We start from the raw sequence: 26,612 nt of genomic DNA, 5'->3' as shown, positions 1-26,612 counted from the left end.
GGGCAGTCAACCAGCCAGGAGCTCTGCGAACGTGATCGCGGTGTCGTCCTCATGCCACGGACCGATCACCTGGGCGCCGACCGGCAGCCCGGCTGGTGTGTGGCCGATCGGCATGCTGAGCGCGGGATGACCTGTCAGTGATGCGTGCGCGATCCAGAACACCTGTGTTTCATAGGGTTGCCCGTCGATCGTCGTCGAGCCGTGCGGAAACGCGACGGTGAAGCTCGTCGGGCACAGGAAGACGTCGACGTCCTCGAAGTACTGCTGCCAGGTCGCGCGGGCCTGCATCCTGCGCTGGTCGAGGTCGCGCACGTCCGCGGCGGTCAGGTCGCTGTCCTCGTCGCCGTGGAGCGCGAAGAACAGCTCTACCTGGCGGCCGAATTCCTCCGCCTGCTCGTTCGCGTCCACCCCGTCCGGCCAATTGTTGACAATCTTCGCGCCGCTGCGGGCCAGGCGGTCGATCGTGTCGGACAGCGCGTCGCCGACCTCGCTGGAGACGGGCGCCGCGGGGTGATCGGTGACCACGCCGACGCGGTAGTCCTGGAGGCGGTCGTGCCGGGGTGGGCGGAGGTTGTACGAGTACGGGGCTTCGGGGCCGGCGGTCGCGCGTAGGGCGGTCCGGAGGTCGGGGGCGGAGCGGGCTAGTGGTCCGATTGTTGACAATGCGGGCAGTTCGGTTGGGAGGTACGGCGTACCGGGGATCTCGAAGCCGCGCATCGGGACCAGGCCGTTGGTGGGCTTGAGTCCGTAGACACCGCAGTACGCCGCCGGGAGTCGGATCGAGCCGACGAGGTCGGAGCCGTACTCCAGATACGTCAGGTCGGCCGCAAGCGCTGCGGCTGCGCCACCGCTCGATCCGCCGGGGGTGCGGGCGAGGTCGGCGGGGTTGTTGGTGCGTCCGTAGATCTCGTTCGCGGTCTGGCCGAAGTCGGCGAGCATCGCGTGCACGTTGGTCTTCCCGACGACGATCGCGCCGGCGCGCTGCAGCCGCTCCACGACAGCCGCGTCCCGGTCGGCGATGTACTCAGCGAACGCCGGATTGCCCCAAGTGGTGCGCATCCCGGCGACATTGAAACAGTCCTTGACCGTCACCGGCACCCCATGCAGCGGCCCGACCACACCGCCCCGCTCGGCCAGGAGCGCGTCGACTCGGTCTGCTTGTGCCAAGGCGTGCTCGCGCCGGACCTCGACCACCGCATGGACCTGCGTGTCGTCTGCGATCCGCGCGAGGAGTTCCTCCGTCACCTCACGCGACGTGACCTGACCCGTGCGGATCCGCTCCGCGACCTCTCCTGCTGTGTACATGCGGCTGTCCTATGGTCTGACACCGTGTCAGAGTCAACGCCCGACTTCGGCTCCGTTGTGGAACACCCGTTGGATCCGACTCTCGAGTGAGCTGCAGTCCAGGTCGACGCCCTCCAGGAGAACCATGTCCGCCCGCTTGCCCACCGCGATCTCACCGCGGTCGTCCGCGAGCCCCAGCAGCCTCGCCGCGTCGATCGTCGAGGCTCGCAGCGCGCCGACGTCACCCAGCCCGGCGGCAGCGAGATGTCTCAGCTCCCACAGCACCTCGGTGTGCGGTCGGACCGGGTTGTCGGTGCCCATCGCGATGCGCACTCCCGCGGCGATGGCGAGTCGCATGGATTCCAGGTGGGCCTCGGCGGCGCCCTCCGGCGTGGCGGTCGGCTCCGACTGGGTGACGGAGAGGGTCGGCACGTACCAGGTCCCGTGCTCGGCCATCGCGTGCACCGCGGCCTCGTCGAGATACGTCCCGTGCTCGATGCTCCCCGCACCGGCGCGGGCGGCGAGTTCCGCGGCCCGCGCCCCGTGCGCGTGCACCATGACCCGCCGGCCTCCCCGCCGTTGCGCTTCGTCGACCAGCGCAGCCATCTCGTCCTCGGTCAGCTCGAGGTCCGCAAGGCCCTTCCCGATCGCCAGCGAACCGGTGACGGTCACCTTGATCCAGTCAGCACCGGCCCGGACCATCCGCCGTACGACGGCCCGCGCCCCGTCGGCGCCGTTGAAGATCGGATCGGGCAGCGAAGGATCCTCGAAGAAGTCGAGCGACCCCGTCCGCGGCGCCCACAGGTCGCCGATGCCACCCGTCGTACCGACCTGCCGCAGGCTGAGCAGCACCTGCGGTCCGTCGATCCAGCCCTTCTCGACCGCCATCCGCACCCCGGCATCCGCGCCCCACGCGTCGCGCACCGTCGTGACGCCGAGGCTCAGGAGGGTTCGCAGCACGGGTACGGCGGACAGCGGGCGAACCGACCGCGGCAGCCCGAACGGGTCGAGCCGCGTGTGCGCGATGCACAGGTGCGTGTGGCAGTCGATGAACCCCGGAACCAGCAACCCGCCGTCACAGTCGATCGCGTCGTCACCGTCGAGCCCGATCCCGACCTCGACGATCCGCTCACCTTCCACCACAACGTCCGCCCGATGCACGACGCCAGACCCGACATCAAACACCGACCCGTCGCGAAGAACCAAGCGCCCGCTCATAGGAGTCGGAGTGCGGTGAGGGCGTACGTGCGTGCTGCCGTGACCAGCTCGGCGACGGCGACGGATTCGTCTGCGCGATGTGCCTGGGTGGTGACCGAGCCGGGGCCTAGGACAACGACCGGTACGCCGAGATCTCGGGCGATGTACCCGCCGTCGCAGGCAGCGGTCCAGCCCGCGAGCGGCATCGGTGGACCGCCGGCGTCGAAGCGCGCGGCCTCGGTGATCTGGATCAGGTCGGCGTCCTCGGGGGTCTCGAAGGCGGGCATCTCCATCGGCATCGCGAGCTCGACGGTCAGCCCGCGATCCTCCAGATGCAGCGCGGCGACGCGGCGATCGAGGTCGGCGAGTACGTCGGCAGGGGACTCGCCGGGAAGCAGCCGGCGGTCGGCGACGATCACGCAGTCGGCGGGAACGATCGAGCCGCCGGTGCCGCCGTTGATCTGGCCGACGCTCCAGGTGGCCGGGCCGAGAAGGGGATGGGGCGTCGCCGCGAGTTCCTTGTGCAGGCGTTCGATCTCGGCAACGACGGCTGCCGCGCCGTAGATCGCGTTCGCGCCGCCGTCGGGGTTGCCGGCGTGCGAGGCGCGGCCGTGGACCGAGACCTGGAGGTACGAGTCACCGCGCGCAGCGACGATCGTCTGCAGGTCGGTCGGCTCGGCGGTGATACATCCGGCGTACTGACGGACCGGGTGCTGGTTGGCGGCGATGTAGGCGCGGATGCCCTTGCCGGTTTCTTCCTCGTCGACGACCGCGGCCAGTTCGACGGGGCCGCTCAGCGTGGCGCCGCGGAGGGAGGCGAGGGCTACCAGCGATGCGGCGAGGCCGCCTTTCATGTCGGATGCGCCGCGGCCGTAGATCCGGCCGTCGCGCAGGAGCCCGCCGTACGGGTCGACCGTCCAGCCGTCGCCGACCGGGACGACGTCGGTGTGGCCGAGCAGCAGCAGGCCGGGATCGTTGCCACCGGCAAGCGTGATCGAGACGTTGTCCCGGCCGGGCTCGACAGGAGAAGTACGGACGTCGAGCCCGAGCTGACGACCCGCCGCGGTGAGGGCGGCCACCGTGGCGGCCTCCTCACCGGGCGGGTTCTGTCCAGGGGCCCGGACGAGATCCTGCGTGATCTGGACCAGCAGGTCCTCGTCGATGCGGTCCAGCACCTTCTGTTCGGCGGGCGTCAGGCTCATGCCCACCAACCTTAGGCTCAGTCCCCGGCCAGGTACGCGCGCCAGCCGCCGGAGGCGGTGATGTCACGCTCCGGGTCCGCGGCGTCCGCCGTACACAGGAAGCCGAGGACCTGCTGACCGTCCGACAGTTCGAGCGGCCCGATCGCCAACGGCGGATCGATGGTCGCCGCGAATCCACCCAGCTCGGCGGCCGGCACGCTCCACACCTCGACCTCGATCCCCGGGCCGTCCGCACTCGACAGTGTCCGGGTCAGGCCGGGACGCGGTCCGTCCACCAGATACATCCGGTACGACGAAGCGGTCCGGGCGGTGTAGGCGAGCCGAGCACCACGCCGTACCAACTGATCGTTGAGTGGCTGGCCAGACAGATGGGCACCCGCGACCGCGAGCAGTACGTCGGTGTCCACATCACCCGGAGGCACCTCCTCCCCACACCAGAGAGCCGCCAGATCGATCACCGAGAGGTCATGGCCGGCCGGCGCCAGGAGTTGGATCCCGAACGGCAGGCCATCGGCGCGATCCGGCCCCGGGAAGGCGACAGCGCACAGGTCGAGCAGGTTGACCATGTTCGTGAAGCGACCGAGACGACTGTTCACGCCGATCGGATCGGCCGCCACCTCGGCCAGCGTGGGATGCCCGGGCGTCACCGGCAGCAGGAGCGCGTCGAGCTGCGTCCACAGATGCTCACTCGCACGCTTCAGCGTCGCCAGCCGGTCGAAACCCGTGAACGCGCCGGCGGCAGTCAACGCCGCGCCGCCGCGCACGATCGTCCGTACGGTCGGATCGACCGCAGCAGAGTCATCCAGCTTGTCCCCGAAGGCCAGCCAGCGCTCGGCCAGCCACGGTCCGGAGTACAGCAGATCGGCAGCTTCGAGCAACGGCTGTACGTCGACCTTGACCACCTCGCCGAGCCGATGCGCCTCATCGAGCGTCGCCTGCCACGTCTGTTCGTACTCCGGATCCAGACCCAGCCCGACATCCGGTACGCCGATCACCGCCGCCGATCCCGCTACCCGGCCCGGCCGGCGATGGGGGAGTGACGACGCTCGCCGCGACCAGGCGTCCTCGGGGTCGAAGGCCACCATCACGTCGAAGACGCGGCGCGCGGTGGCGACCGATCGCGCCATCACCGTGACGCAGTCGAGCGACCGGCACGCCGGTACGACACCGCGCGCGGAGACCAGACCACGACTCGGCTTGATACCGACGAGCCGGTTGAAGGCAGCCGGAACGCGACCGCTGCCCGCGGTGTCAGTGCCGAGCGCGAAGTCGACCTGCCCAGTGGCGACCGCAACCGCGCTGCCAGAGCTCGAGCCGCCCGACACATGGTCAGGCGAGAAGACCGAGTGACACGCGCCGTACGGCGATCGCGTGCGGACCAGACCCGTCGCGTACTGATCCAGGTTCGTCTTCCCCAGGGGTACGGCGCCGGCGGCGATCAGCTGATCGACCACGAACGCGTTGTCCTTCGCGGGCTCGGTCGTGCGCGGATCGCCTGCAGTCGTCGGCACACCGGCCAGGTCGATGTTGTCCTTGAGTGCCATCGTGAGCCCGTGCAACGGTCCGGGAACCGGCTCGATCGGGTCGACCCGGGTGATCCACTCGTTGTTCATGCTCCCCACCGTGCCCGCTCGGCCTCGAACGCGGCGCGGCGTCTGGCGCGCAAGGTCGCGATGTCCACAGGTGCCTCCTGCTCGATCCGGCGTACGTCGGAGATCGAGAACGTCGCCGGTGCGGTCTTCAGATCCGCCCGTCCGGCCGCGATCTCGGCCCGCTCATGCTCAAGTTGCTCCGCGCTCACCGGCGCGAATCTGATCAGGTCGAACTGCCTCAGCAACCAAGGTTGCGCGTCATCGGGGGAGAGCCGCCAGACCGGGACCGTGCGTCCGACGAGCTGGTACCCGCCGGGACCCTCCATCCCGTACACGCACAGGTAGATCCCGCCGATCCCGACCGCGTTCTGCGGCGTCCAGGTCCGCGCCGGGTTGTACTTCGTGGTGACGAGCCGATGCCGCGGATCGACCGGTACGGCGACCGGTGCGCCGAGGTACACGTCGCCGAGACCGACCACCAGGTACGTCGCGGCCTGGACGATCTCGAAGACCTCGTCCCGGGTGTCCAGATCGTTGACCCGCCGGATGAACTCGACGTTGTCCGGGCACCACGGCGCGTCCGGCCGGACCGACGTGGCGTAGCGGCGCATCGCCTCGTGCGCCGCGGGATGATCGAACGCGATCGGCAGCACTACCTCCCGGGCCGGCAGCACCACGGTCTCGGGATCGCTCAGGCCGGCGGCCAGGAACGCGAGCCGCTCGGCGAGTTCGGTGAGCGCGAGCCGGGCCGAGTCGACCGCGACGAGCAGCGATCGCACTCCTTCGACGATCTCCGTGATCCCGGCCGGCGGGTCGTCCCGCAGGGCCTGGGCCAGCAGGTGGATCCAGACCCGGACCGTGAGGTCGAGCTCGGCCGGACCGGCCTCGACCAGCACGTGCCGCTCGCCCGCGCACCTGATCGTGTACGACGGCGCCGGGCCGGCCTGCTCGCCGTGGTGAAGGACTCTTGGGCGATCGGGAGTGATGGTCGCGACGGGGACGGTTGCGGGCTCCTGGCGGAGATCGGTCAGCCAGCGGCGCCGGGCCCGGATCGCTTCGGCCGCCGTGTCGGGGGTCACGGGGACCAGGTGAACGGAGTCGCCGGCGCGTAGCTGGCCGAGCATCCATCGATCGGCCTCGATCACTACGGCGGGTACGACGAATCCTCCGAGCGACGGTCCGTCCTTGCCGACGATGACCGGGGTGTCGCCGGACAGCATGATGCCGCCGACCGGGTACGCGGAGTCGTGCACGTTCGAGGGATGCAGACCGGCCTCGCCGCCGTCGGTCCGCGCCCATCCGGGGTTCGGCCCGATCAGCCTGACGCCGGTGCGGTCGGATCGATGGTCGACAATCCACTCGTTGACAAAGAACGCGTCGACACCTTCGGCGGTGAGATGCTCCGGTGCTCCGTGGGGTCCGGGGATGACGCGCACCTGCCAGGAGTCCGACATCACCGGCAGCTCCACCGACAACGGGGTGAGCAGGTTCTCCTGCCGACCCAGCGGAAGCTGATCGCCGGCCGCGAGCGGCTTGCCGTCGTGACCACCGAAGCCGCCGAGGACGAACGTGGACCGGCTGCCCAGCACCCGCGGCACGTCCAGTCCGCCCTGGATCGCCACGTACCCACGCATCCCGGGACCGTCGAGCGGGCCGATGTCCAGCACCGATCCGGCCGGCCATCGGACGACCATCCCCGGTCTGAACGGCAGATTGTCGACAGTCGGATTGCGGGCAGCGCCTCCGACGCAGATCAGCCGGTCCTCGTCGCAGGTGAGAACCGGTCCGGTGAGTACGCATTCCAGCCCGGCCGCACTCTCCGGGTTGCCGACCGCGGCGTTGACGAGCGCGAACGTGAGTTCGTCGGCAGCCCCGGACGGTGGTACGCCGACGTCCCACAGGCCTGGCCGCCCGGCCAGGTCCTGCACCGTCGTTTGGATGCCTGGGGCAACAACTGTGACGACGGCCACCGTCACCACCGGCCCAGGAGCTGGATCGGCGTCGGATCCCAGCCGTTACAAGGATTGTTGACCTGCGGACAATTGCTGATCAGCACGAACAGGTCGCGGCTCGCGGTGATTTCGACGTACTTGCCCGGGGCGGACAGGCCGTCCTCGAACGTGAGGCCGCCGCTCGACGTCACCGGCACGTTCATGAAGAAGTTGACGTTGTGTGTGAGCTGCCGCTGGCCGATGCCCGCCTTCGCTCCATAGCGCAGGAACGTCTGCCGGCACGCGTGCTGATGCCGCGTGAACTCGCCGTACCGGATGACGTTGCTCTCCTGCGAGCAGGCGCCGCCGACGGTGTCGTGCCGGCCGCAGGTGTCGTCGGTGATCACGGCGAGTTCGTCGAGCCTGGTCGACACCAGGCGTGATCCGGTGGTCAGGAACACGGCCCGCTGCTCGCGGATCGTGTCGAAGGCGGAGTACCGGTTGTCGATGTCGTGGGCGTCGTAGAACAACGTGTCCACGGCCTGGTTGCCGTGAAGGTCGACAATCTGCAATCGACCGCCCGACGGCACGGTCACGAGGGCGCCGTCGCCGGCCTCCACCACGGTGTCCAGCGCGACGGTGGTGGAGGTCGTTGAGGTGATGGTCATGCGATCAGCTCCCGGGTCAGGCGCAGTGCGCGGATCGCTTCCTCGCGGAGTTCGGGATCCGGTGTGTGATCAGGTGTTTCGAGCCGTACGGCGACGCTCGCGGAGGGGCCGTCGGACAGCGCGTGGGAGGCGGTCGAGAGGAAGATCAGGAGGTCTTGGTCGGCTCGGAGCGTGACGGTGTCACCTGTGTGGGCGTGGTCGGTCACGTAGGTCAGCGATGCGCGCGGGTCGTCTGCGACGGAGACCTTGCTGAAGAAGTTGATGCAGGCGTGCAGGTCAGGTTCGCCGAAGCCGTGCTTGGTGAGTTCGAGTAGGAGGAGTTGGTCGGGGAGGGCGCCCGTGAGGCAGTCGTGCCAGTCAAGGGTTGAGGCGGTGACGGTTGCCAGCGCGAGGCCGCGATCCGACATCAGGACCATCCCTGGCTTGATGCGGGCCGACATCTGGGACTTCAACGTGTCCGGGATGTTCAGGCGATCGAGGCGGTCGGCGCCGATGATCAGCATCGTCGCGTTCGCACCGTCGGCGAGCGCGGTCAGGGTGATGGTGCGTCCCGCTCGCACCGGCGCAGACCACGCGGCGCCGCCTGGCACCTCGTGCGTGTGATCGAGGGTCATGCGCTGGCGCCTTCGACGGCCGGCGTGGTGGTGGGCACGGGTACGCCGATCGAGGCGTAGTAGGCGGTGCGCTGGGTCCGGTAGGCGAGGAGACCGCCGACCGCTACGACGCCGAGGGTGATCAGCGGGAGGTACTGCAGGTACCAACCGTCACCGGCCGGGTCGTACACCTCGGCGCGTGGCCAGCCGAGATTGATCGCCATCGCGAGTCCGTAGGCGACCGCAACAATGTTGACAATCAGACCGAACCGTCCGAGCGAGAACAGCGGCCGCCCGTTCTCGTCCACGCCGCCGGGCAGTCCGCCGCCGGTCAAACGTCGTACCAGCAGTGGCGTCGTGACCATCAGATAGGCGACGTACAGCAGCATGATGCAGACGCTGGCGAGGCCCAGGAACAGGCCCGCGTTTCCCACGTTCACCACGAGGCAGACACCGGCCAGAAGACCGGGCACCACCGTCGCAGCGACCGGCGTACCGGTGCGCGTGGACACCTTGCGCAGCTGTCGCGATCCCGGCAGCACGTTGTCGCGTGCCATCGAGAAGATCATCCGGGCCGCCGCGGTCTGGATCGCCAGCGTGCACACGCAGACCGCGAGCGCGACGTCGAGGAGCAGCAGCTTGCCGGGCGTCGTACCGAGCCGGCTCGTCAGCACGTAGGGGAGGCCTTGCGTGGCGAGGTCCCCGTCGGTCAGCGACGGCGCGGCCATCAGCGCCGCGACGATCAGGAACGCGCCACCGATCCCCGAGGCGGTGACCGCGCGGATGATCGTCCGGGGCGTCGTCGCGCGCGGCTTGTGCGTCTCCTCCGACAACTCGCCCGCGCTGTCGAACCCGACCAGCACGTACGCCGCCATCAACGCCGAGATCAGCAGCGGTACGACGTACCCGGTGCTGCTGTCGAGGTTCGTCGTGTGCAGTACGACGGACGGACCGCGCTCCGCTCTGGTTGTCAACAAAACAACGATCAACACGACACCGACCAGTTCGCAGGTCACGCCGACCGAGTTCACGACCGCGGTGATGCGGACACTGGTCGCGTTGAGCACCGTCGTAGCGACGAGCAGCAGACAGCCGAGGAGTACGGCGTTCGCCGCGCCGTCCTTCGATGCGAGAGCGGGATCGCTGCCGACCAACTGGAAACCGGGCCAGACCGCGGGCAGCACGACCTGCAACGCGATCGCCGCCGTGGCCAGCGTGATGATCTGCGCGATCACCATGGTCCAGCCCGCGAACCACCCGACGACAGCGCCGCCGAGGCGGCGGGCCCACTGGTAGATCGCTCCGGACAACGGGTACCGGGCGGCGAGCTCGGCGAAGCACAACGCCACCATCAGTTGGCCGGTGAGGACGACCGGCCAGGTCCAGAAGAACGCCGTACCGCCGAAGCCGAAGCCCAGACCGAACAGCTGGAAGACGGTGGTGAGGATGGAGACGAACGAGAAGCCGGCCGCGAACGACGCGTAGCTGCCGACGCGGCGCGAGAGCTGCTGCGCGTAGCCGAAGTGGCCGAGGTCGCGTGCGCCGAGTTGCTCGCTGCTGAGAGTTTCAGGGGGTGCTGTGCTAGTTCCTGACATCTGGGCCTCCGCTGCATCGGGCCCAGGAACGCACACGGCAGCCCGGGGCCATCAAGGCCTCCCGGGCTTTTGTCCCGCCGTGGAGCGGCGCCGTCGAGCTTGCCTCAACTACAGCGACAGCACCGCCTCCCCTCTCGGACCAGTCCTGCCGTCAGATCGACCAGCAGCGGAACCCTAGGGGCGCCCCGCCGTGTCGGCGGGTCTGTTCCAGTTCAGGACGAGCCGGTTTCAGCAGTCGTCCTCGCGTGTAACAGCGAAGTAAAGGAATCCTCTCACCAGTCCCGCCTCACAGCCCGTGGCGGAAACCTTCGCGCCAGGACGCGTAGCCGGGCTGCCAGTCGAAGGTCTTCTTGGCGAGGGTGTTGTCGGCGCCGCGGATCTCGGTGAAGGCGGCCACGCCGACGTCGCCGGCGGCGAGGCGACCGAGCCACGCCGGGACACGGAGTGGCGCTTTCGCACCGAGGATCTTGGCGAACTCGGGCAGCCAGACCGCGGCCTGGGCCGGGTCGTCGTCGGCGACGTGGAACACGCCGGTGACGTCGCTCTCGATCGCCTTCACCGTCGCGGCGGCCGCGTCGTCGTAGTGGATGAAGGACCAGACCCCGGTGCCGTCGCCGATCAGCGGGAGCCGGCGCTTCTGGATCATCTCGACCATCGAACCGCCCTTGCCGATGTCGCCGGTCGGGCCGTAGAAGTTCGCGTACCGCAGCGCGACGCCCTCGATCCCTTCGGTGTTCAGTGCCGCCGACTCGAGGTGCTTGATCCCGGCCATCGTCTGCCGCTGGGCGGGCACCGGGTTCGGGTCGAGCGGCTGCGCCTCGGTCTTCGCGACGGATCCACCGTGTTCGAGGTTCCAGCCGGCGTACGACTGGACGACGAACCGTCGTACGCCGGCCGCCTGGGAGGCCGCGAGCAGGTTGTCGGTGCCTTCGGTCCGCAGCCGGTTCGTCATCGCGAAGCTGTCGTCGAAGTGCTTGAAGTCGATGCCGCTCTTGAGTGCCGTCATCTGGTGTACGACGACCTCCGGGCGGACCGACTCCACCGCGGCCCGTACCGCGGCGGCGTCGAGGCCGTCCGCGAGTACGGCGTCCGCACCGAATGACCGCACGCCGGCCGCGCCGGACTCGGACCGGGTCATCCCGGTCACCTCGTGTCCGGCCGCGAGCAGCTGCGGTACCAGTGACCGGCCCAGTCCGCCGGTCGCGCCTGCCACCAAAACCTTCATGTCATTCCTCCGTCGTCGTGATTACGACCCGGAGGACACGCGCCGCCTCAGTTCTGTGACATCTCCTCCGAAATCAGCGTGAATTCGGTCGGTCCGAAGGAAACGTTGAGCTGACCGTCGACGGTCATCGTGTCGCCGTCGGTCCGGCAGGTGAGGGTGGCGAGGAACGGGGTTTCCACCCAGCGGAACGTCGCGACGAACGCGTCGCCGTCGCCGTACGCGCTGGTCAGGACCCGCTCACCGATCTCGGGGCCGGCGTCGTCGACCGCGCCCCGGGCAGTCTCCTCGCGCCACTCGCCAGGCGAACAGACGAGGTCGTGCGGACTCCCGTCGCTGAAGTCACGGAAGCTGAACAGGCCGGTGCCGTCCGGGTCCAGCCGCACAGCCGTCAGTCCCGTCGGGTTGTCTGCGGAGAAGTGGTACGTCCGCCCGTTGCCGCCCGTCGGCGCGGCACCGCTCGGTGGCGCGAGCTCGAGCCGCTCCGGGCGTTGCGTCTCTGGGACCTCCTTGCCCTCGAGAGCCGGCAGCAGGTAGTCCCAGGCGGTGTTCAGGATCGCCTGCATGTCGGTGGTCGAGCTCGTGGTGATGAGCACCGCGTCGTACTCCGGGAAGACCAGGATGAACTGCCCGAACGCGCCGTCGCCGCGATACGTGTTGTGGCGGCCGCGCCAGAACTGGAAGCCGTAGCCCTGTTTCCAGTCCGGGTTCTCCTCGTTGTCGTTGGGGACCTGCTTCGAGGTGGCTGCCTCGAACCACTCGGCCGGGACGAGTTGCTTGCCGTTCCACTCGCCGTGCTGGAGCAAGAGCTGCCCGAAGCACGCCAGGGACTCGGTGTTGAGGCTCAGGCCCCAGCCGCCGACGACGATGCCTTCCTTCGACACCTGCCAGGTCGCCTCGGTGGCGCCGAGCGACTCGAACAGCCGGGGGCGCAGGTACTCGAGCAGGGTCTCACCGGTGAGTCGCTGCAGGATCGCAGACAGCATGTACGTCGCGCCGCTGTTGTACGCGAACACCGTGCCCGGCTCGTGCTGCACCTCGAGTCCGAGGAAGATCTTCACCATCCGGCGGTCCCGGCTGAGCGCCTCGACGGTGTCCTTCGAGTGCCCGGTCGTCATCGTCAGCAGGTGCAGGACCTTCATCGCGGCCAGGTTGTCGCTGATCGTCTCGGGCAACTCGTCCGCGCCGAAGAACGAGATCACCTGGTCGTCCAGCGACAGCAGCCCCGCGTCGATCGCCAGGCCGATGCCGGTCGACGTGAAACTCTTCGACACCGAGAACAGCAGGTGCCGATCCTCCGGCCGGTACGGCGCCCACGCCTCCTCCAGCACCACGTGTCCGTGCCGCACCAGCATCAGGGTCTGGATCTCCGGCTGCCCGGCGTCCAGCGCTCCGACGAAACTGTCGAGTGCGGCAGCGGACAGCCCCTGGGCTTCTGGCGTACTCCGTGCAAGTCTGCTCATTCTCAGCACGCTATCTCTCCGAACGGACAAAATCAGGTGAGTTCTGCCAGGCGGGCAGCCGTCATCGTCAACCCGGTGAAGGTCGACGGCGACGACTTCCGCCGTACCGTCGAGAAGGCACTGGCCGCGCGGGGGTTCGAGGATCCGCTGTGGCTGGAGACGACCGAGGACGACGCCGGTGTGACGATGGCCCGGCGTGCGATCGACGACGCGGTCGACCTGGTGCTGGTGGCCGGCGGTGACGGGACCGTGCGGGTGGTGTGCGCCGAGCTCGCCAGGACCGGGATCCCGGTGGGGGTGCTGCCGGCCGGGACCGGGAACCTGCTCGCTCGCAATCTCGGCATCTCGCTCGAGCTCGAGACCGCGTTGGCCGAGGTACTCGACGGCTCGGACCGGCGGATCGACAGCGTGCTGGTCGAGGGAGATCAGCTGCCGACCGACCGCTTCGTCGTGATGGCGGGCCTGGGGCTGGATGCCGCGATCATCGCGGATGCCCCCGACGACCTGAAGAAGCGGGCCGGATGGGCGGCGTACGTCGTGTCGACGCTGAAGAACCTGAACCATCCGTCCGTCCGGGTCGAGATCACGGTCGACGACCAGCCTGCGGTACGTCGTCGCGCACGCACCGTGGTGCTCGGCAACGTCGGCACACTGCAGGCGAACATCCCTCTGCTGCCGGACGCGACCCCCGACGACGGCCGCATCGACGCGGTGGTCCTCGCCCCGCGCCGGATCAGCCACTGGCCGCGGCTCGTGCTCGGCCTCGTGATCAAGTCCTGGCGGGAGGAACACATCCAGCGCTTCACCGGCCGTCGCATCCAGGTCCGGGCGGAGCGCACCGTACGGCGCCAGCTCGACGGCGACACCGTCTCGGACGGTACGTCGTTGACCGCTGAGGTCGACGCGTCAGCTCTGGTCGTCCGGGTGCCCTGACGGCTGCAGGTGGGTCAGCTTGTCGGGGTTCACGATGCCGTGGATCGCGGTGATCCGGCCCTCGGCGATGGTGAACGACCAGACCGCGACGGTGTGGTTCGACCGGTCGTGGATCCGCAGCGCGGGCTGTCCGCCGACATGCACCGGCTCGCTGGTCAGCTCGCGGAACTTGCCGAAGACGCCGACGAGCATCCGGGCCACGTTGCCGGCGCCGTGCACCGGCCGGGGGAAGCCGCCCTTGCCGCCACCGTCGCCGGTGAAGGTCGCGTCCGGCGTGAGTACGGCGACGAGCGCCTCCAGCTCACCGTCCTCGGCAGCCGCGACGAACCGTCGTACCAGCTCGTCACGTTCCTGCGGGGACGGGTCGAAGCGTGGTCGATTGTCGGCAATCCGACGGCGGGCACGGACGGCTAGCTGGCGGCAGTTGGCCTGTGTCTTGCCGAGGATGCCGGCGAGGTCGTCGTACGAGTAGCCGAACACGTCACCGAGCAGGAAAACGGCGCGTTGGTCGGGCGTGAGTCGTTCGAGGAGGACGAGGAACGCGGTGGACAGCGAGTCCGAGAGCGCGGCGCGGTCCGCGAGATCGACGTACTCGTCAACGGCCGGTTCCGGCAGCCACGGTCCGAGGTACTCCTCCCGCTGCCGCCGCGCCGAGCGCAGCTGGTCGATCGCCAGGCGGGTCGTCACGGTGGTCAGGAACGCCTTCGGTGAAGTGACCTCGGGCTCCCGGTGCAACCGCAGGTACGCCTCCTGTACGACGTCCTCCGCGTCCCCGAACGTGCCCAGCATCCGGTACGCGATCGACAACAGCAGCGGCCTGAGTTCCTCCATCACACCAATCACAGACGATCGAAGGTGCCTCCCTGTGACAGTGTCACAGGTTTGATTGTCCGATCGTCTGCAATCGACATGAACACGATCACCTGGATCTTCAGCGGAATGCTGGCGATTGTCTTCACGATCTCCGGCATCCTGAAGGCCGTCATGTCCCGCGCTCGCCTGATCGCCACCGGTCAGACCGGGATCGCGCCGTTCCCGATGCCGCTGGTCCGCTTCGTGGCTGTCTGCGAGCTCCTGGCGGTGGCCGGTCTGTTCGCGCCGTGGCTGACAGACACCGCCCGTGTCCTCACTCCACTCGCGGCCGTGGGCCTGTGTGTGGTCATGATCGGCGCGGCCACCTCGCACTCCTCCCTGCGCGAGCCCGGCTCGACTGCCGCCAACACCATCCTCCTGGCGCTGGCGGCATTCGTAGCCGCTGCTCGGTTCGCTGCGCTCTAGCGCCGCAGCTGACCGGTCCTGGCTCTTTCGAGCAGACTCCCGGCCGCGGCCGGTGTGGACGTCGCCGACTTGGCGGCGGCCGTGGGGAGCACCGGCTTGGTCGTGGAGAAGAGCCAGGTCTGGAACAGGCTGTCGAGCTGCTGCCCGGAGATCTTCTCCGCGAGAGCGATGAACTGGCCGGTCGTGACATTGCCGTTGCGGTAGTTCGTTGCCCAGGTCCGCAGGATCGTGAAGAAGTCCGCGTCCCCGACGGCGAGCCGCAACTGGTGCAATGTCATCGCGCCGCGGGCGTACACCGCGAAGTCGAACAGGGCGTCGGGCCCGGGGTCGCCGATCGCCAGCGTCCAGAACGGGTCGTCGGCCGGGAACAGGTTGTAGAAGAAGTCGAAGTTCTCCTGCGCGGTACCCATCCCTTCACGGTCGCTCCACAGCCATTCGGCGTACGTCGCGAACCCTTCGTTCAACCAGATGTGCTGCCACCGCTGCACCGCGAGGCTGTCGCCGAACCACTGGTGGGTGAGCTCGTGCACGATCACGTTCTGGCCGTTGATCGGGTCGGTGAAGAAGTCGCGGGCGTAGATCGGCCGCGTCTGGTTCTCCAGCGCGAATCCCAGGCCGTCCACGTCGTCGACGATGCCGCCGGAGGCCGCGAACGGATATCGGCCGAACGTGCTGGACAAGAACCCGACGATCTCGCTCTGCCGGGCGAAGGAGGCCTCGACGACCTCTCCGGTGGTCGGTGGGGCGTCCGCGGCCGTGCCGACGATCCAGTCGTTCGGGTTCGGCGCGCTACCGGCCGGCGGGCCCGGTACGGACCAGCCGTCGAACGGGTCGGCGTCGGCCTCGAACGACGTCGTACCCTCGCCGGTGGAGACGACGATGTCGTCCACGACGACGCCCGGAAGCTGGACCAGGTCGTCGCTGGCGTACGTGATCGACACCTCGACGCTCGTGCCCGCGTAGGCAGACAGGTCGACCTTCCACTGCTCGTATCCGTTGCTGCGCCCGCTGGCTCCCCACCACGAGCCACTCGACCCGGTCGGCGTACACGTGCCGTCAGGCTGGGCGGTCTGGTAATGCGTGAGGAACGGATGCAGGTCGAGCCAGAACGGGCAGACCCGGCCGGTGTCCTGACTGGTGTGGCCGTTCCCGTCGGTCAGCGTGGTCCAGTTGTCCTGGCCGACGGTGTGTGCCTCGACGAACACGTGGTCCCAGCCCGGCTCGGTGTCGCGATTGATCCAGAACGACAGGTCCGCGCCGCCGGCCGGCACGCTGACGGTCCGGGCCAGCCGCTTGTACGAAGGCTCGTTCGTGTCCACACGCAGGGACAGGGCGTACTGCTGCCCGGTCCGCGGAACGGCCTCGTTGAACAGGTCGGGATCGAACGCGTCCCAGTAGCGAATACCCTGACGCTGGTAGGCACGCACGTCGAACTGGCCGATCGTCGCGGTGGCGAGGTAGGACGCCATCGGTTCCTTGGCGTCCCAGGTCCAGGTCGTCCAGCCGTGGTTCGTTCGTTGGTCCTTCAGGACGCCGTTCGCGATCGCTTCGAGCCCGGCCGGCACCGCGATCTTGAACGTGTACGCCGCCTTGTCGCTGGGATGGTCGTTCACCGGGTACCAGGTGTCGGCCACGTGCGGCTCTCCGATCACGTCGGCGCCGTCGTCGGTGTGGATGAACCCGCTGCCGTCACCGAGGGTCTGCGGTACGCCGTCGTACCGGATCACCGTGGTGAAGTTCTTCGCCTTGGGCAATCCGGACCGCGGCTTCACCGTGAGTTCGTCGGCGGCCCTGGACCAGTCCGCTGCCCGGCCGTTCACGCTGACGGATCGAACCGTCAGCCCCTGCAGGTCCAGGTTGAACCGGGACAGGTTCTGGGTGGCGCGGGCGGTGATCGTGGCGACGCCGGTGAGCCGGTCGGTCGCCGGAACGTACTTCACGTCCAGGAAGTAGTGCTGGACGTCGTACCCGCCGTTCCCGTCGGTGCCGAAGTACGGATCGCCGGCACCGGGCGCTCCCGGCGAGAACTGTGCGGTGTGGTCGGACGCAGGTGCGGTCCCCGTCCCCAGGCCGAGGCTCAGCATCGTGACGAGTGCTCCGGACAGCAGCACGCTCGCTCGTCGGAACATCATTCCCCCTCCGCTGCGCTGTGCAATTGGTCACCTTTGAACCTAGAAAGCACAGCGCAGCGAGGGAAGGGCTCGGACCCGTTAGGTCTGGACCAGTACGGCGACGGTTCGCGCCGGCACCGTGACCGTGCCGGTGGACGCGGTCCAGGTCGTCTGCTTGACTACCGCGTCGGAGCCGTTGGCCTGGACGGGGGACAAGCTCAGGTTGGCGCCGGTCAGACCGGGGACCTGCTGGGTGACGGTGGAGCTGGTGGAGTTGAAGACGACCACGAGGCCCTTCAAGGCCGGGTCGACGTCCGGGCCGACGGTGTCGTCGACGCGCATGGTGATGACTCCCGGCGTCGTACCGCTCAGGGGGAAGCTCAGCTTCTGGTTGATGAGAGCGGCCGACCCGAGGCGGAACAGGGGAGTGGAGAAGCGCAGCTTCAGCAGATCGGCGGCCGCGGCGGAGGCCGACGCGACGTCGGTCGCCGACGGCTTCAGCGCCGGGTTGGCGAGGAGTGGCTTCATGTACTGCCACTTGGCCTCGTTGTCGGTCTTCGGCGGTAGCCCGTGGCCGAAGCCGTTGTCGGCGCCGGTCCAGTCGAGGGTGTTGAACCAGTCACCCGAGTCGTACGAGTTGCGGTCCAGCGACTTGCTCCGCAGCAGGTCCGCGCCCGCGTGCCAGAACGACGGCGTCTGCGCCAGCGCGGTCGTTGCCAGCGACAACGTGTTCATCCGGATCCGGTCCGGCATCGGCAGGTTCGTCGGCAGCTTGTACGTCAGCGTGTCCCACAACGTTTCGTTGTCATGGGCATCGACGTACGTGATCACCTCGTCCGGCTGGTCGGCGTACCCGGCCGGTGAGCCGTTGTAGTCGACCTGGTCGCCTCGGACGTCGGTACCCGACGACGCCGACTTGAACGTGAACGTGCGAAGGTTGCCGGCCAGCCCGAGCTGCACCAGGTCGGTGTCGTGGGCGAGCCGCTTGGCGCGCTCTTCCGGCGTACCGTTGATCGGGTCACCGTTCGGGTCGCTCGCCTCGCCGGAGCCGAAGCCCTGGATCCGCGGATTGTCGTCGAACGGCCCGCCGCCGCGGACCCCGTCCCGCAGCCGGTCGGAGAACGTGCCGATCCCGGTCCCGCCGAGATTTCCCTGCCGGGCCTGGACGAACAGCGCGTCGTTCGCGACCTCGCCGAAGTTCCAGCCCTCGCCGTACAGGTAGATCGACTTGCCGTCGACGCCGTCCTTGGCGAGCGTCAGCTTGTCCAGCGCGGCGCGGACCTTCAGCATGTTCGCCTTGGTGTGGTGACCCATCAGGTCGTACCGGAAGCCGTCCACGTGGTAGTTGCGCGCCCAGCTCACCGTGCCGTCGACCATGATCTTCTCGGCCATCGCGTGCTCGGTGGCGATGTTGCTGCAGCAGGTCGAGGTCTCGACCTTCCCGGTGGGGTTGAGCCGCTGGTAGTACCCGGGCACGATCTGGTCGAGCACTGACGTCGGTGCCTGACCTGCGGCCGGGGTGTGGTTGAAGACCTGGTCGAGGACGACGCGGAGCCCGGACTTGTGCAGTCCGCCGACCATCGTGCGGAACTCCGCGACGCGTGCCAGGCCATCTCGGTCGGTCGCGTACGACCCCTCCGGAGCCAGCCAGTGGAACGGGTCGTAGCCCCAGTTGAATCCGTCCTTCGCAGCCACCGCTGTCACGCAGGCCTGCTGCTGCTCGGAGTCGGCCGGCAGCGATTTGAGATCGCACGCGGGCGTCTGCTGCCCGGTCTCGGGGATTGATGCAATGTCGAATGTCGGCAATAGGTGCACGGTGTTGAGTCCGGCGGCCTTGAGTGTCCGCAGGTGCTTGGTTCCGTTGCCTTCGTCGGCAAAGGCCAGATAGGTACCGCGGTGCGCAGCCGGCACCGTGTTGTCGTTGATCGAGAAGTCCCGCACGTGCAGCTCGTAGATCGTCGAGTCGACACCCCGTGCGAGCTTCGGCGCGGGAGTGCTCGACCAGAGCGCCGGCTTACCCGCGGGGTCGTCCAGATCAGCGGCCACGGAGTACGCCGAGTTGGTGGTCAAGGCAACCGAGTACGGGTCCGTGACGACGTTCGTCTCGACCTTGCCGGTGCTGGGTGCGAACACCTTCACTTGATAGCGGTACGACGCGTTCTTCCACGACCGTGGTCCGCTGACCGACCAGGAACCGTCGCCGTTTGTGTGCATGGGGATTGTCGACGATCCGATCGTCAACTGGACGTCCTGGGCGGTCGGTGCCCAGAGAGTGAAGGTCGGTTTGCCGGCCTGCCAGGTAACGCCGTACGAGCGCCCGGTCGCGTTCCCGTAGACGTCGTCGAGCACACCCGGGATCTGCACGCCGGTCGCGTCCAACAGTCGCCCTGCGTCGTCGTACTGCGCCAGACCGAGCTGACCGGTGAGGATCTTGCGAACGTCCGCCTGGTCGAGCCGGAGCGTGGTGTACCCCGGTTTCACCTCAGCGGGGTCGTAGCGCAGTGCGGCCGACGAACCGCCGATGTCGTTCGCATCTATCTTCAGCGAACCGGTGTCCGACCAGTGCAGCCGCCACCGGTACCGCTCCGCGTGGTCGACCGCAGGTACGGCGAGGGTGTCGCGGTTGACCCAGTACGCCTTCGCCTGGCTGAGGTCCGGCTGTGCACCGGGCTTGGCCGTCGTCACCGTGAACTGGTGGGTCGCGAGCACGTACGAGAACGTGACGACCAGCCCGTCCGACGGCACCGCGACCGGTACGTTCTGCGCCGGGTAGCTCTCGTCCCAGGACAGGTTGTGCGCCACCTTCGCCTCATAGTTGCCCGCCTTCAGCTCGCTGGTGGACCAGGTGTAGGTCCCGTCGCCGTCCTCGTCGGTCAACCAGGGTCGCATGCAGGAGGGATCCCAGTCGGTCGGACAGCCCAGTGCGGTCTGGAACGACCCGGGCGCCGTGATGATCGGCCCCTGTGCGGTGGACGTGGCGTAGTGCCGCCCGTGTTCGTAGTAGAACGTGACCGGTGTGGTCGGTGCGGTGTAGGAGATGTTGGCGCCGTTGGCGACACCACCTGCTCCGTAGTTCTCGTCCCAGGTCTTGTTGATCGCCGCCTTGTACGCGTGCTCACCGGGCGGGAGCGTGTACGTGCCCTTCCACACCTTGTCCTTCGCGTCGAGCTTCAGCTGCGCCTCCTCACAGTCCGGCGCCCAGTCCCCGCCGCAGCCCATCTCACTGTTGTGGTCGCCTGGAACGGACACGTTGGCCGGCTGTACGACGGGACCCGTCCCGCCACCGCCGCCACCCGGTGCAGCAGCGTCACCAACCACGCCGTACGAGCCCGACACCGAGTAGTTGCCCGAGACATCCCGCAGTACGGCGCGGTACTCGAGCAGCGTGCCCTTCGCCAGCCCGGACACGTCGTGGAAGACGCGGTACGGCGCGTTGTCGTCGGCACCGAGCCGCTTCCACGCCGTCGTACCCACAGGCCGGTAGCCGAACGTCACTGTCACCGGGATGTTCGCCGGGACCGCAGCAGCGATCTCTGCACGCCCACCGACCGTCGCACCGGCTTCTGGCGAGCTCATGTAGACACTGGGTGCCTTGACGCGCGGCGGGACCTTGGTCTGGGCCTGGTACACCGTCACGGACAGAGGAGCCTGGCTAACTGCCACCCTGCCTTCACGGTCGGTCTTCACCGACTTGGAGCCGCCGTACACCGGCTTGAGCCACGTGTTCGGTCCGTACGTCGCCACCGTCGCAGCGGCCGCTGTCTTCGAGTTGTTCGCGACCACGAGGTACTCGACGTTGTCACTGCCGAGCCGGCTGAACGCGTACAGGCCGTTCGTCTTGGACGCGTACCTGTGCACCTGTCGCCCGTCGGACAGGGCCGGGTACTTGGCACGCACCTTCGCCAACTCCACGATGTGCTTGTACATCGGCGAGTTGACGTCGTACCTGTCCTCCTTGCCGATCGTCGTCGTACCCGTGCCGTCGACGACCTCGTCGTCCGCGTAGTCGTCGGTCTGGGTCGCGAACATGTCCTGCCGCGCGTCCTTGTCACCCCCGAGACCTGTGAAGCCCTGCTCGTCGCCGTAGTAGATGACCGGCTGGCCGCGGGTCAGGTACATCAGGGAGTGCGCCAGCTCGTCCCGTGCGAGCAGGTCCTGACCGGACGCGCCACTCTGCTTCAGGAACGTGCCGACGCGCCCCATGTCGTGGTTGCCGAGGAACGTCGGCAGCTCGTACGCGTTCGAGTCCGTGTCGGTGTAGTAGTCGTCGTCCGCGTAGAAGTCCTGCAGTTTGGTACTCGGATCGCCCTTCGCGTACGCGACCGCGCTCTGCTGGAACCCGAAGTCGAGCGTCGCCTGCAGCGCGCCCTTGGTCGTGTACGTCGACATGAACTGCGGGTTCGCGTCGAAGACCTCGCCGAACATGAAGAAGTTCTTCGACCCGGCTCCACGGGCAGCCGCCAGGATCGCGGGCGAGAACTTCTGCCAGAACTCGAGGTTCACGTGCTTCACGGTGTCGATCCGGAACCCGTCGATCCCGAGCTCGGCCCACGTCTTGTAGACGTCGATCATCCCGTCGCGGACCTTCGGCTGCTCGGTGAACAGGTCGTCCAGCCCGACGAAGTCGCCGTACTCCGCGCTCTCGCCGGCGAACGTCGAGTCGCCGCGGTTGTGGTACAGCGTCGGGTCGTTCAGCCAGGCCGGCACCTTCACGCTCTCGTCGGCCGGCGAACGGAAGACCGGGATGTTGGGGAAGGAGATGTTCTTGTCGAGCGCGGGGAACGTGTCGCCGCCGGCGTAGGCCTTGTCGTCGAACACGTTGCCCTGGGCATCCTTGTACGGCGAGGTGGCCTTCGGGATGTAGCCGTACTGCTCGGACTGGTAGTCGATCACGTCCGCGGTGTGGTTGGTGATGATGTCGAAGAAGACCTTCATGCCCTTGCGGTGAGCGAGGTCGATCAGCTGCTGCATGTCGGCGTTCGTGCCGAGATGCGGATCGATCTGGGTGAAGTCGGTGATCCAGTACCCGTGGTACCCGGCGCTCACATTGGCGCCCGAGCCCTGCACCGGTTGGTTCTTGAACGACGGGGTCAGCCAGATCGACGTTGTCCCTAGGGACTTGATGTAGTCGAGCTTCTGGATCACACCGGCCAGGTCGCCGCCGTGGTAGAAGCCCTTGTCCTTCGGGTCCAGCCCGGTCTTCAGCCGGTCGCCGGTGAGTCCACCGGCGTCGTTCGCCTTGTTGCCGTTGGCGAACCGGTCCGCCATCAGGAAGTAGAACCGCTCCTTGGTGAGATCCGGGCGCAAGCTCGGTGTCGCGAGCGCCTTGTCCGCGGCCGTCACCGTCGGCCCGGCGAGCTCCACCGGGGTCATGGTCACAACGTGACTAGTGTCGTTGTAACTGAACTGCACCTTGGCCGGGCCCTCGAGCACCAACGGGATGTTCTGGCCGTCCCGCACACCGCCGGCGCCGTAGTTCTCGTCCCAGCTCTTGTTGACCGTGACCTTGAACTCGTACGACCCCGCCGGTACGTCGAACACCTTCGTGTACGGCGCACTCGCACCCAGACTGGACGCGTCGCAGCCCGGATCCCAGTCAGTCGCGCACCCCAGCTCGCTCTGCAACGAGCCCGCGACGGTGATCACCTTGTCCGCGGTCACTTGGGCCGGAGCCGGTGCCGCCGTACCCAATCCCAGTACGACCACTGCGGCTGCGGTGAAACCTGCTGTCAAACGCCTGAACCCGTGCATCACGTGCCCCTCCCCGGCGGACTCACCCTGCCGGGGACGGTAGCCGCCGCCCTTTACCGTGAGGAGGGCTCAAAAGTCACGGTAAGGTCACGAGGTCCGGCAGCGTGGTCTCGATCGGAGTACGCAATACAGTCGTCGCGTGCTCGTCGTACGGCGTCGGCTGTGCGTTCAGGATGACCAGAGGCTTTCCGGCGTTTAGTGCGAGGTCGCAGAGACCGGCGGCCGGGTAGACCTGCAGCGACGTACCGATAGCCAGGAACAGGTCGGCTGACTCGGTGGCCGCAACAGCTCGGTCCAGTACGGCCCGGTCGAGGGACTGGCCGAACGAGACGGTCGCGGACTTCAGGATGCCGCCGCACACCTCACAGGCCGGGTCCTCGTCGCCTGACTCGAGTCGGGGGAGTACATCGGCCATGGGGATCTGGCGCTTGCACTGGAGACAGTCGACATACCAGACCGTGCCATGCAGCTCGTGGACCAGCTCTGGTGACGAGCCGGCCTTCTGGTGCAGCCCGTCGACGTTCTGCGTGATCAGACCGGTCAGACGACCCTGCCGCTCCAGCTCGACCAGAGCGAGATGACCCGGGTTCGGCTCGACCGCCCACGCCGGCACGGCCAGCCGGTGTTTCCAGGTCGCTACGCGCACCTCGCGACTGGCGACGTACTCGTCGATGTCGAACATCGCCTCTGCGGCCGGGTCCTTCGTCCACAGCCCCTGCGGTCCCCGGAAGTCGGGGATCCCCGACGCAGTCGAGATCCCGGCTCCGGTCAGTACGGCGATGCGGTCAGCGTTGAACACACTTGACCTTGACACAGGGGCAACCCCGATCGTCAAACACATGCTTCCCTACATCGGCTCCGGACCGTACTGCTACAGCAACAGCCTGGCGATGATCCTCGGCGACCAGGCCCCGTCCCCCGCCGTCATCGAGGTCCTCACCGGCTCACCCTTCGGCGTACAACTCATCTCCGGTCGGCTTCCGCTCTTCGATCCCTACGGCTGGGACGGGGAAATCGGACTGGACGCCGCCATCGACCTGCTCGGCTGGACCTGCACCAGCGCCGGTGCGTCGTCGCCCGCAGAAGCGCTCGACCGACTCCGTACGGCGGTGCTGGACGGGCCGGTGCTCGTCGGACCACTGGAGATGGGCCTGTTGCTGTACCACCCGGGCGCAGGCGAACCGATCGAGGCCGACCACTACCTGGTCGTGCAGGCGATGGACTCCGACCGCGTGCTGCTGCACGACCCGCAGGGCTTTCCCTACGCCACGCTGCCGCTGGACGCCTTCCTGGCCTCTTGGCGGGCCGAGTCGATCAGCTACAAGCGCTACAGCTACAGCATGCGCTCGGGCTTCCAGCAGGTGCGGGACGTGAGCGTGGAGGATGCGCTACAGGCGTCGGTACCCGCGGCCAGGGCCTGGGTGTCGCTTCGGGGCGATGTCGTGGTGTCGCCCGGAACCGTCGGGAACGAGGAGGCTCTGGAGCGTTTCGCCGAGCTGCTCGAACAGGGCATGGATCCCGGCATCCACGGATTGATGACGCACTTCGCGGTCCGCGTGGGCACCCGGCGGCTCGTCGACGCGGCGACGGCGATGGGCCGGATCGGGCTTCGCGATGCGAGCGCGATCCTCGACACGCAGGCGCGCCTGGTCGGCAGCCTGCAGTACGAGCTCACCGCCGGGTCGATGTCGGCCGCGGCGGCAATCGTCCGGAAGCTGCAGCCCACCTACGCCGAGCTGGCCCGGGTGCTCTGAGCCCACTCGGTGGCCAGCACGGACATCACGATCTCGTCGACCCACTCGCCTTCCCAGAAGAGTGCGTCGCGCAGGACGCCCTCCGTCGTGAAGCCGGCCTTCTCGTACGCGCGCTGAGCCCGCGGGTTGAACGCGTAGACGCCGAGGCTGATCCGGTGCAGGCCGAGCTGCTCGATGCCGTAGCCGACGATCAGCCGGGTCGCCTCGGTCCCGAAGCCGCGGCCCTGGCCGGACGGGCCGATCAGGATCCGGAAGTTGCAGCACTGGTTGTCCGGGTCCCAGTCGTTCAGCACGGCCTCACCGACGACGGCTCCCGACGCCTTGTCGACGATGGCGAGGTCCAGCCGGTCGGTCTGGTCCTTGCGGGTCCGCATCCACTCGCGGGCCTGCTCCTCGCCGATCTCGCCGTGGCTGCCGGTCAGGCGGGTGACGTCCGGGTCGTCCATGGCGGCGCGGAGCGCGTCGTAGTCGCCCTCGTCCAGCTGGCGCAGGACCACCAGGTCCCCGGTGAGCGTCGGCTTGTACGCGAAGTCGGTCACGCCGCGCAGTGTGTCAGCTGACCCGCCGTACGACGTACTGGTTTTCGCCGGCCGACACCAGCTCCTGGGAGCGCATCCGGCACCAGGCAGGGATGTCGGTCGCCGCGGCCGGGTCGTCGGCCAGCACCGTGACCGTGTCGCCCACGGCAACAGTCGGTAGCGTCTTGGCCAGTTTGATCACTGGGAGTGGGCAGATCAGACCACGGCAGTCCAGGTCGATGTTCACATCCCCACCTCCGCTCGGATCCGCTGCACCAGTCCTGGAAGCACAGCACAGAACCGCTGCACCTCGTCGTGGGTCGTGTCGCGCCCGAGAGAGACACGGACGTTGCCGTGGGTCAGCACGCCCATCGCAGCGAGCACGTGCGAGGGCCGGAGCGTGCTCGACGTACAGGCCGAACCACTGGAGACAGCGAACCCCTCAGCGTCCAGTGCGGTCACCAGCGCCTCACCGTCCACATAGAGACAGGAGAACGTGAGGATGTGCGGCAGGCGGTCGTCCGCGTCGCCTACTACTTCGACATCGGGGATGTCCGCGGCCACACGGCGGCGTACCTCGTCGATCCAGGCCCTGTGCTGTTTGCCGAGCTCCTCCGCCTCGGCCAGCCGCGCCTGCAACGCTGCGGCCGCAGCGAGCGCGTTGGGGACGTTCGGGAACCCGGGGGAGAGGCCGTCCTCCCGTTCGTCCATCGGCCACGCCGGCGCGATCCGCGTGCCCTTCTTCACAGCCAGCAGCCCGACACCCGCGGGTCCGCCCCACTTGTGTGCGCTTGCCGCGAGCACCGACCAGCCCGCGGGTACGACGTCGTGCCCGACCGACGCGGACGCGTCAACAAACAGCGGTACGTCGCCTGCTGCCGCAGCAGCCGCCTCGACCGGCTGGCGCGTCCCCACCTCATGGTTCGCCGACTGCAGCGCAGCCACAGCCACCCCAGGTCGACGTACGGCGTCTGTGAAGGCAGCCAGCTCGACCCGCCCCAGCCGGTCCACGCCGACCTCGGCAGCCGCCTCTCCAGCCGTGTGCAGTACGGCGGAGTGTTCGACCGCACTGTGCACGATCGTTGCCCCGACCCGGCTGCGGGCGGCCCGTACCGCGGTCAGGCCGGCCTGGATCGCCGCCGTACCGGACGTGGTCAGGTACAGCTCGTCCGGCCGCACGCCGACCGCGTCCGCGAGGACCGCGCGGGCGTTGTCCAGCAGCAGTCTCGCGGTCCGGCCCTCGTGGTGCAGACGCACCGGATCGGCCCAGCCGGAATCCACTGCCGACAGCAACATCTCCCGCGCCGCAGGGTGCATCGGCTCGGCCGACGCGGCGTCCAGATACGTACGCTCGCTCACAAGGGAAACGCTAGAGCATGTCGACCCCTCCGACGCCGTCGCGAGGAGGTGCTCGGTGGAGTGGCTCGGTGTGCTGGAGTGAAGGTCTCGATGCGGAGCATCGTGGCCTTTGCTCCAGTGCAGCGAGACGCCCACCGAGTGCCCCGCAGCAGGCGTCGGAG

General features: G+C 68.3%; 20 protein-coding genes and 1 riboswitch. Of the genes, 3 read left to right on the top strand and 17 right to left on the bottom strand.

Translation table 11 applies throughout. The features are described 5' to 3' along the window. Nucleotides 1-6: 6 nt before the first annotated feature. The 10 genes from EV649_RS02680 to EV649_RS02635 all read right to left on the bottom strand — a co-directional run bounded on the left by EV649_RS02680 (nucleotide 7) and on the right by EV649_RS02635 (nucleotide 12,747). Nucleotides 7-1,305, bottom strand: a complete 1,299-nt coding sequence (locus EV649_RS02680) for an amidase family protein (protein ID WP_130380128.1) — start codon at nucleotides 1,303-1,305, stop codon at nucleotides 7-9. Nucleotides 1,306-1,338: 33 nt separating this feature from the next. Continuing rightward, nucleotides 1,339-2,502 carry an amidohydrolase family protein gene (locus tag EV649_RS02675; protein ID WP_130380126.1) on the bottom strand — a complete coding sequence of 388 codons (1,164 nt, stop codon included), beginning with the start codon at nucleotides 2,500-2,502 and terminating at the stop codon, nucleotides 1,339-1,341. Beyond that, entirely contained in the window at nucleotides 2,499-3,683 is a 1,185-nt protein-coding gene (locus EV649_RS02670; RefSeq protein WP_130380124.1) for a M20 family metallopeptidase, read from the bottom strand. The genes EV649_RS02675 and EV649_RS02670 overlap by 4 nt, the downstream gene beginning before the upstream one ends. A gap of 17 nt (nucleotides 3,684-3,700) precedes the next feature. Further along, nucleotides 3,701-5,296 (bottom strand): allophanate hydrolase, encoded by a 1,596-nt coding sequence (gene atzF / locus EV649_RS02665; protein WP_198682275.1) that lies wholly within the window; start codon nucleotides 5,294-5,296, stop codon nucleotides 3,701-3,703. Continuing rightward, nucleotides 5,293-7,245, bottom strand: coding sequence for a 5-oxoprolinase/urea amidolyase family protein (locus tag EV649_RS41030; protein ID WP_198682274.1), 1,953 nt, complete (start codon nucleotides 7,243-7,245; stop codon nucleotides 5,293-5,295). The genes atzF and EV649_RS41030 overlap by 4 nt, the downstream gene beginning before the upstream one ends. A gap of 2 nt (nucleotides 7,246-7,247) precedes the next feature. Continuing rightward, the gene (locus tag EV649_RS02655) at nucleotides 7,248-7,874 is read right to left on the bottom strand and encodes an urea amidolyase associated protein UAAP2 (RefSeq protein ID WP_130380122.1); all 627 of its coding nucleotides are present in this window, start codon (nucleotides 7,872-7,874) and stop codon (nucleotides 7,248-7,250) included. Beyond that, the gene (locus EV649_RS02650; RefSeq protein ID WP_130380120.1) at nucleotides 7,871-8,488 is read right to left on the bottom strand and encodes a DUF1989 domain-containing protein; all 618 of its coding nucleotides are present in this window, start codon (nucleotides 8,486-8,488) and stop codon (nucleotides 7,871-7,873) included. Before EV649_RS02650 ends, EV649_RS02655 begins: the two co-directional genes overlap by 4 nt. After that, the gene (locus tag EV649_RS02645; RefSeq protein WP_130380119.1) at nucleotides 8,485-10,062 is read right to left on the bottom strand and encodes an amino acid permease; all 1,578 of its coding nucleotides are present in this window, start codon (nucleotides 10,060-10,062) and stop codon (nucleotides 8,485-8,487) included. The genes EV649_RS02650 and EV649_RS02645 overlap by 4 nt, the downstream gene beginning before the upstream one ends. A 56-nt stretch (nucleotides 10,063-10,118) precedes the next feature. Further along, a riboswitch (guanidine-I (ykkC/yxkD leader) is annotated at nucleotides 10,119-10,251 on the bottom strand. A gap of 97 nt (nucleotides 10,252-10,348) precedes the next feature. Beyond that, entirely contained in the window at nucleotides 10,349-11,287 is a 939-nt protein-coding gene (locus EV649_RS02640) for an NAD(P)-dependent oxidoreductase (protein WP_130380117.1), read from the bottom strand. Between the two features lie 47 nt (nucleotides 11,288-11,334). Continuing rightward, nucleotides 11,335-12,747 carry a serine hydrolase gene (locus tag EV649_RS02635; protein WP_241997676.1) on the bottom strand — a complete coding sequence of 471 codons (1,413 nt, stop codon included), beginning with the start codon at nucleotides 12,745-12,747 and terminating at the stop codon, nucleotides 11,335-11,337. A 36-nt stretch (nucleotides 12,748-12,783) separates the two neighbouring features. On the opposite strand from EV649_RS02635, the gene EV649_RS02630 reads away from it, so the two are divergent. Further along, complete coding sequence (locus tag EV649_RS02630; protein ID WP_241997675.1) at nucleotides 12,784-13,680, top strand: diacylglycerol kinase family protein; 897 nt, start codon at nucleotides 12,784-12,786, stop codon at nucleotides 13,678-13,680. Here the strand turns inward: EV649_RS02630 and sigJ are convergent. Continuing rightward, nucleotides 13,654-14,511 (bottom strand): RNA polymerase sigma factor SigJ, encoded by an 858-nt coding sequence (sigJ, locus tag EV649_RS02625; RefSeq protein WP_130380113.1) that lies wholly within the window; start codon nucleotides 14,509-14,511, stop codon nucleotides 13,654-13,656. The two genes, EV649_RS02630 and sigJ, sit on opposite strands and share 27 nt — an antisense overlap. A gap of 78 nt (nucleotides 14,512-14,589) precedes the next feature. Here sigJ and EV649_RS02620 point away from each other — a divergent pair, with 78 nt between their 5' ends. Continuing rightward, nucleotides 14,590-14,958: a DoxX family protein gene (locus EV649_RS02620; protein ID WP_130380111.1), complete on the top strand. Its 369-nt coding sequence runs from the start codon at nucleotides 14,590-14,592 to the stop codon at nucleotides 14,956-14,958. Here the strand turns inward: EV649_RS02620 and EV649_RS02615 are convergent. The 3 genes from EV649_RS02615 to EV649_RS02605 all read right to left on the bottom strand — a co-directional run bounded on the left by EV649_RS02615 (nucleotide 14,955) and on the right by EV649_RS02605 (nucleotide 23,619). Then, a complete protein-coding gene (locus EV649_RS02615) occupies nucleotides 14,955-17,090 on the bottom strand; it encodes a M1 family metallopeptidase (RefSeq protein ID WP_130380109.1) in 2,136 nt (711 codons plus the stop codon). The two genes, EV649_RS02620 and EV649_RS02615, sit on opposite strands and share 4 nt — an antisense overlap. A 78-nt stretch (nucleotides 17,091-17,168) precedes the next feature. Beyond that, nucleotides 17,169-22,820, bottom strand: a complete 5,652-nt coding sequence (pulA, locus tag EV649_RS02610; RefSeq protein WP_130380107.1) for a pullulanase-type alpha-1,6-glucosidase — start codon at nucleotides 22,818-22,820, stop codon at nucleotides 17,169-17,171. A 76-nt stretch (nucleotides 22,821-22,896) separates the two neighbouring features. Continuing rightward, on the bottom strand, nucleotides 22,897-23,619 hold the full coding sequence (locus tag EV649_RS02605) for a Sir2 family NAD-dependent protein deacetylase (protein ID WP_241997674.1): 723 nt from the start codon (nucleotides 23,617-23,619) through the stop codon (nucleotides 22,897-22,899). A 40-nt stretch (nucleotides 23,620-23,659) separates the two neighbouring features. Here EV649_RS02605 and EV649_RS02600 point away from each other — a divergent pair, with 40 nt between their 5' ends. Beyond that, the gene (locus tag EV649_RS02600) at nucleotides 23,660-24,574 is read left to right on the top strand and encodes a hypothetical protein (protein ID WP_130380103.1); all 915 of its coding nucleotides are present in this window, start codon (nucleotides 23,660-23,662) and stop codon (nucleotides 24,572-24,574) included. Here the strand turns inward: EV649_RS02600 and EV649_RS02595 are convergent. Genes EV649_RS02595 through EV649_RS02585 form a run of 3 tightly spaced genes read right to left on the bottom strand, consistent with a single transcriptional unit; the run spans nucleotide 24,547 to nucleotide 26,451 of the window. Further along, the gene (locus tag EV649_RS02595) at nucleotides 24,547-25,113 is read right to left on the bottom strand and encodes a GNAT family protein (protein ID WP_130380101.1); all 567 of its coding nucleotides are present in this window, start codon (nucleotides 25,111-25,113) and stop codon (nucleotides 24,547-24,549) included. The two genes, EV649_RS02600 and EV649_RS02595, sit on opposite strands and share 28 nt — an antisense overlap. A gap of 13 nt (nucleotides 25,114-25,126) precedes the next feature. Then, nucleotides 25,127-25,339, bottom strand: coding sequence for a sulfurtransferase TusA family protein (locus EV649_RS02590; RefSeq protein WP_241997673.1), 213 nt, complete (start codon nucleotides 25,337-25,339; stop codon nucleotides 25,127-25,129). Next, nucleotides 25,336-26,451, bottom strand: a complete 1,116-nt coding sequence (locus EV649_RS02585; protein WP_198682273.1) for an aminotransferase class V-fold PLP-dependent enzyme — start codon at nucleotides 26,449-26,451, stop codon at nucleotides 25,336-25,338. Before EV649_RS02585 ends, EV649_RS02590 begins: the two co-directional genes overlap by 4 nt. Nucleotides 26,452-26,612 lie beyond the last annotated feature (161 nt).

This window comes from Kribbella sp. VKM Ac-2569 (genome assembly GCF_004216905.1).
Taxonomy (GTDB): domain Bacteria; phylum Actinomycetota; class Actinomycetes; order Propionibacteriales; family Kribbellaceae; genus Kribbella.
Note: the sequence above shows the minus strand (reverse complement) of the source record. Positions and strands in the feature narration are given on the sequence as shown.

Excerpts from the sequence above, each read along its gene's own strand:
- sigJ (WP_130380113.1), bottom strand. The coding sequence starts at position 14,511 with ATGGAGGAACTCAGGCCGCTGCTGTTGTCGATCGCGTACCGGATGCTG.
- EV649_RS02675 (WP_130380126.1), bottom strand. The coding sequence starts at position 2,502 with ATGAGCGGGCGCTTGGTTCTTCGCGACGGGTCGGTGTTTGATGTCGGG.
- EV649_RS02670 (WP_130380124.1), bottom strand. The coding sequence starts at position 3,683 with ATGAGCCTGACGCCCGCCGAACAGAAGGTGCTGGACCGCATCGACGAG.
- EV649_RS02600 (WP_130380103.1), top strand. The coding sequence starts at position 23,660 with ATGCTTCCCTACATCGGCTCCGGACCGTACTGCTACAGCAACAGCCTG.
- EV649_RS02620 (WP_130380111.1), top strand. The coding sequence starts at position 14,590 with ATGAACACGATCACCTGGATCTTCAGCGGAATGCTGGCGATTGTCTTC.
- EV649_RS02615 (WP_130380109.1), bottom strand. The coding sequence starts at position 17,090 with ATGATGTTCCGACGAGCGAGCGTGCTGCTGTCCGGAGCACTCGTCACG.
- EV649_RS02680 (WP_130380128.1), bottom strand. The coding sequence starts at position 1,305 with ATGTACACAGCAGGAGAGGTCGCGGAGCGGATCCGCACGGGTCAGGTC.
- EV649_RS02655 (WP_130380122.1), bottom strand. The coding sequence starts at position 7,874 with ATGACCATCACCTCAACGACCTCCACCACCGTCGCGCTGGACACCGTG.
- EV649_RS02640 (WP_130380117.1), bottom strand. The coding sequence starts at position 11,287 with ATGAAGGTTTTGGTGGCAGGCGCGACCGGCGGACTGGGCCGGTCACTG.
- EV649_RS02650 (WP_130380120.1), bottom strand. The coding sequence starts at position 8,488 with ATGACCCTCGATCACACGCACGAGGTGCCAGGCGGCGCCGCGTGGTCT.
- pulA (WP_130380107.1), bottom strand. The coding sequence starts at position 22,820 with ATGCACGGGTTCAGGCGTTTGACAGCAGGTTTCACCGCAGCCGCAGTG.
- EV649_RS02645 (WP_130380119.1), bottom strand. The coding sequence starts at position 10,062 with ATGTCAGGAACTAGCACAGCACCCCCTGAAACTCTCAGCAGCGAGCAA.
- atzF (WP_198682275.1), bottom strand. The coding sequence starts at position 5,296 with ATGAACAACGAGTGGATCACCCGGGTCGACCCGATCGAGCCGGTTCCC.
- EV649_RS02635 (WP_241997676.1), bottom strand. The coding sequence starts at position 12,747 with ATGAGCAGACTTGCACGGAGTACGCCAGAAGCCCAGGGGCTGTCCGCT.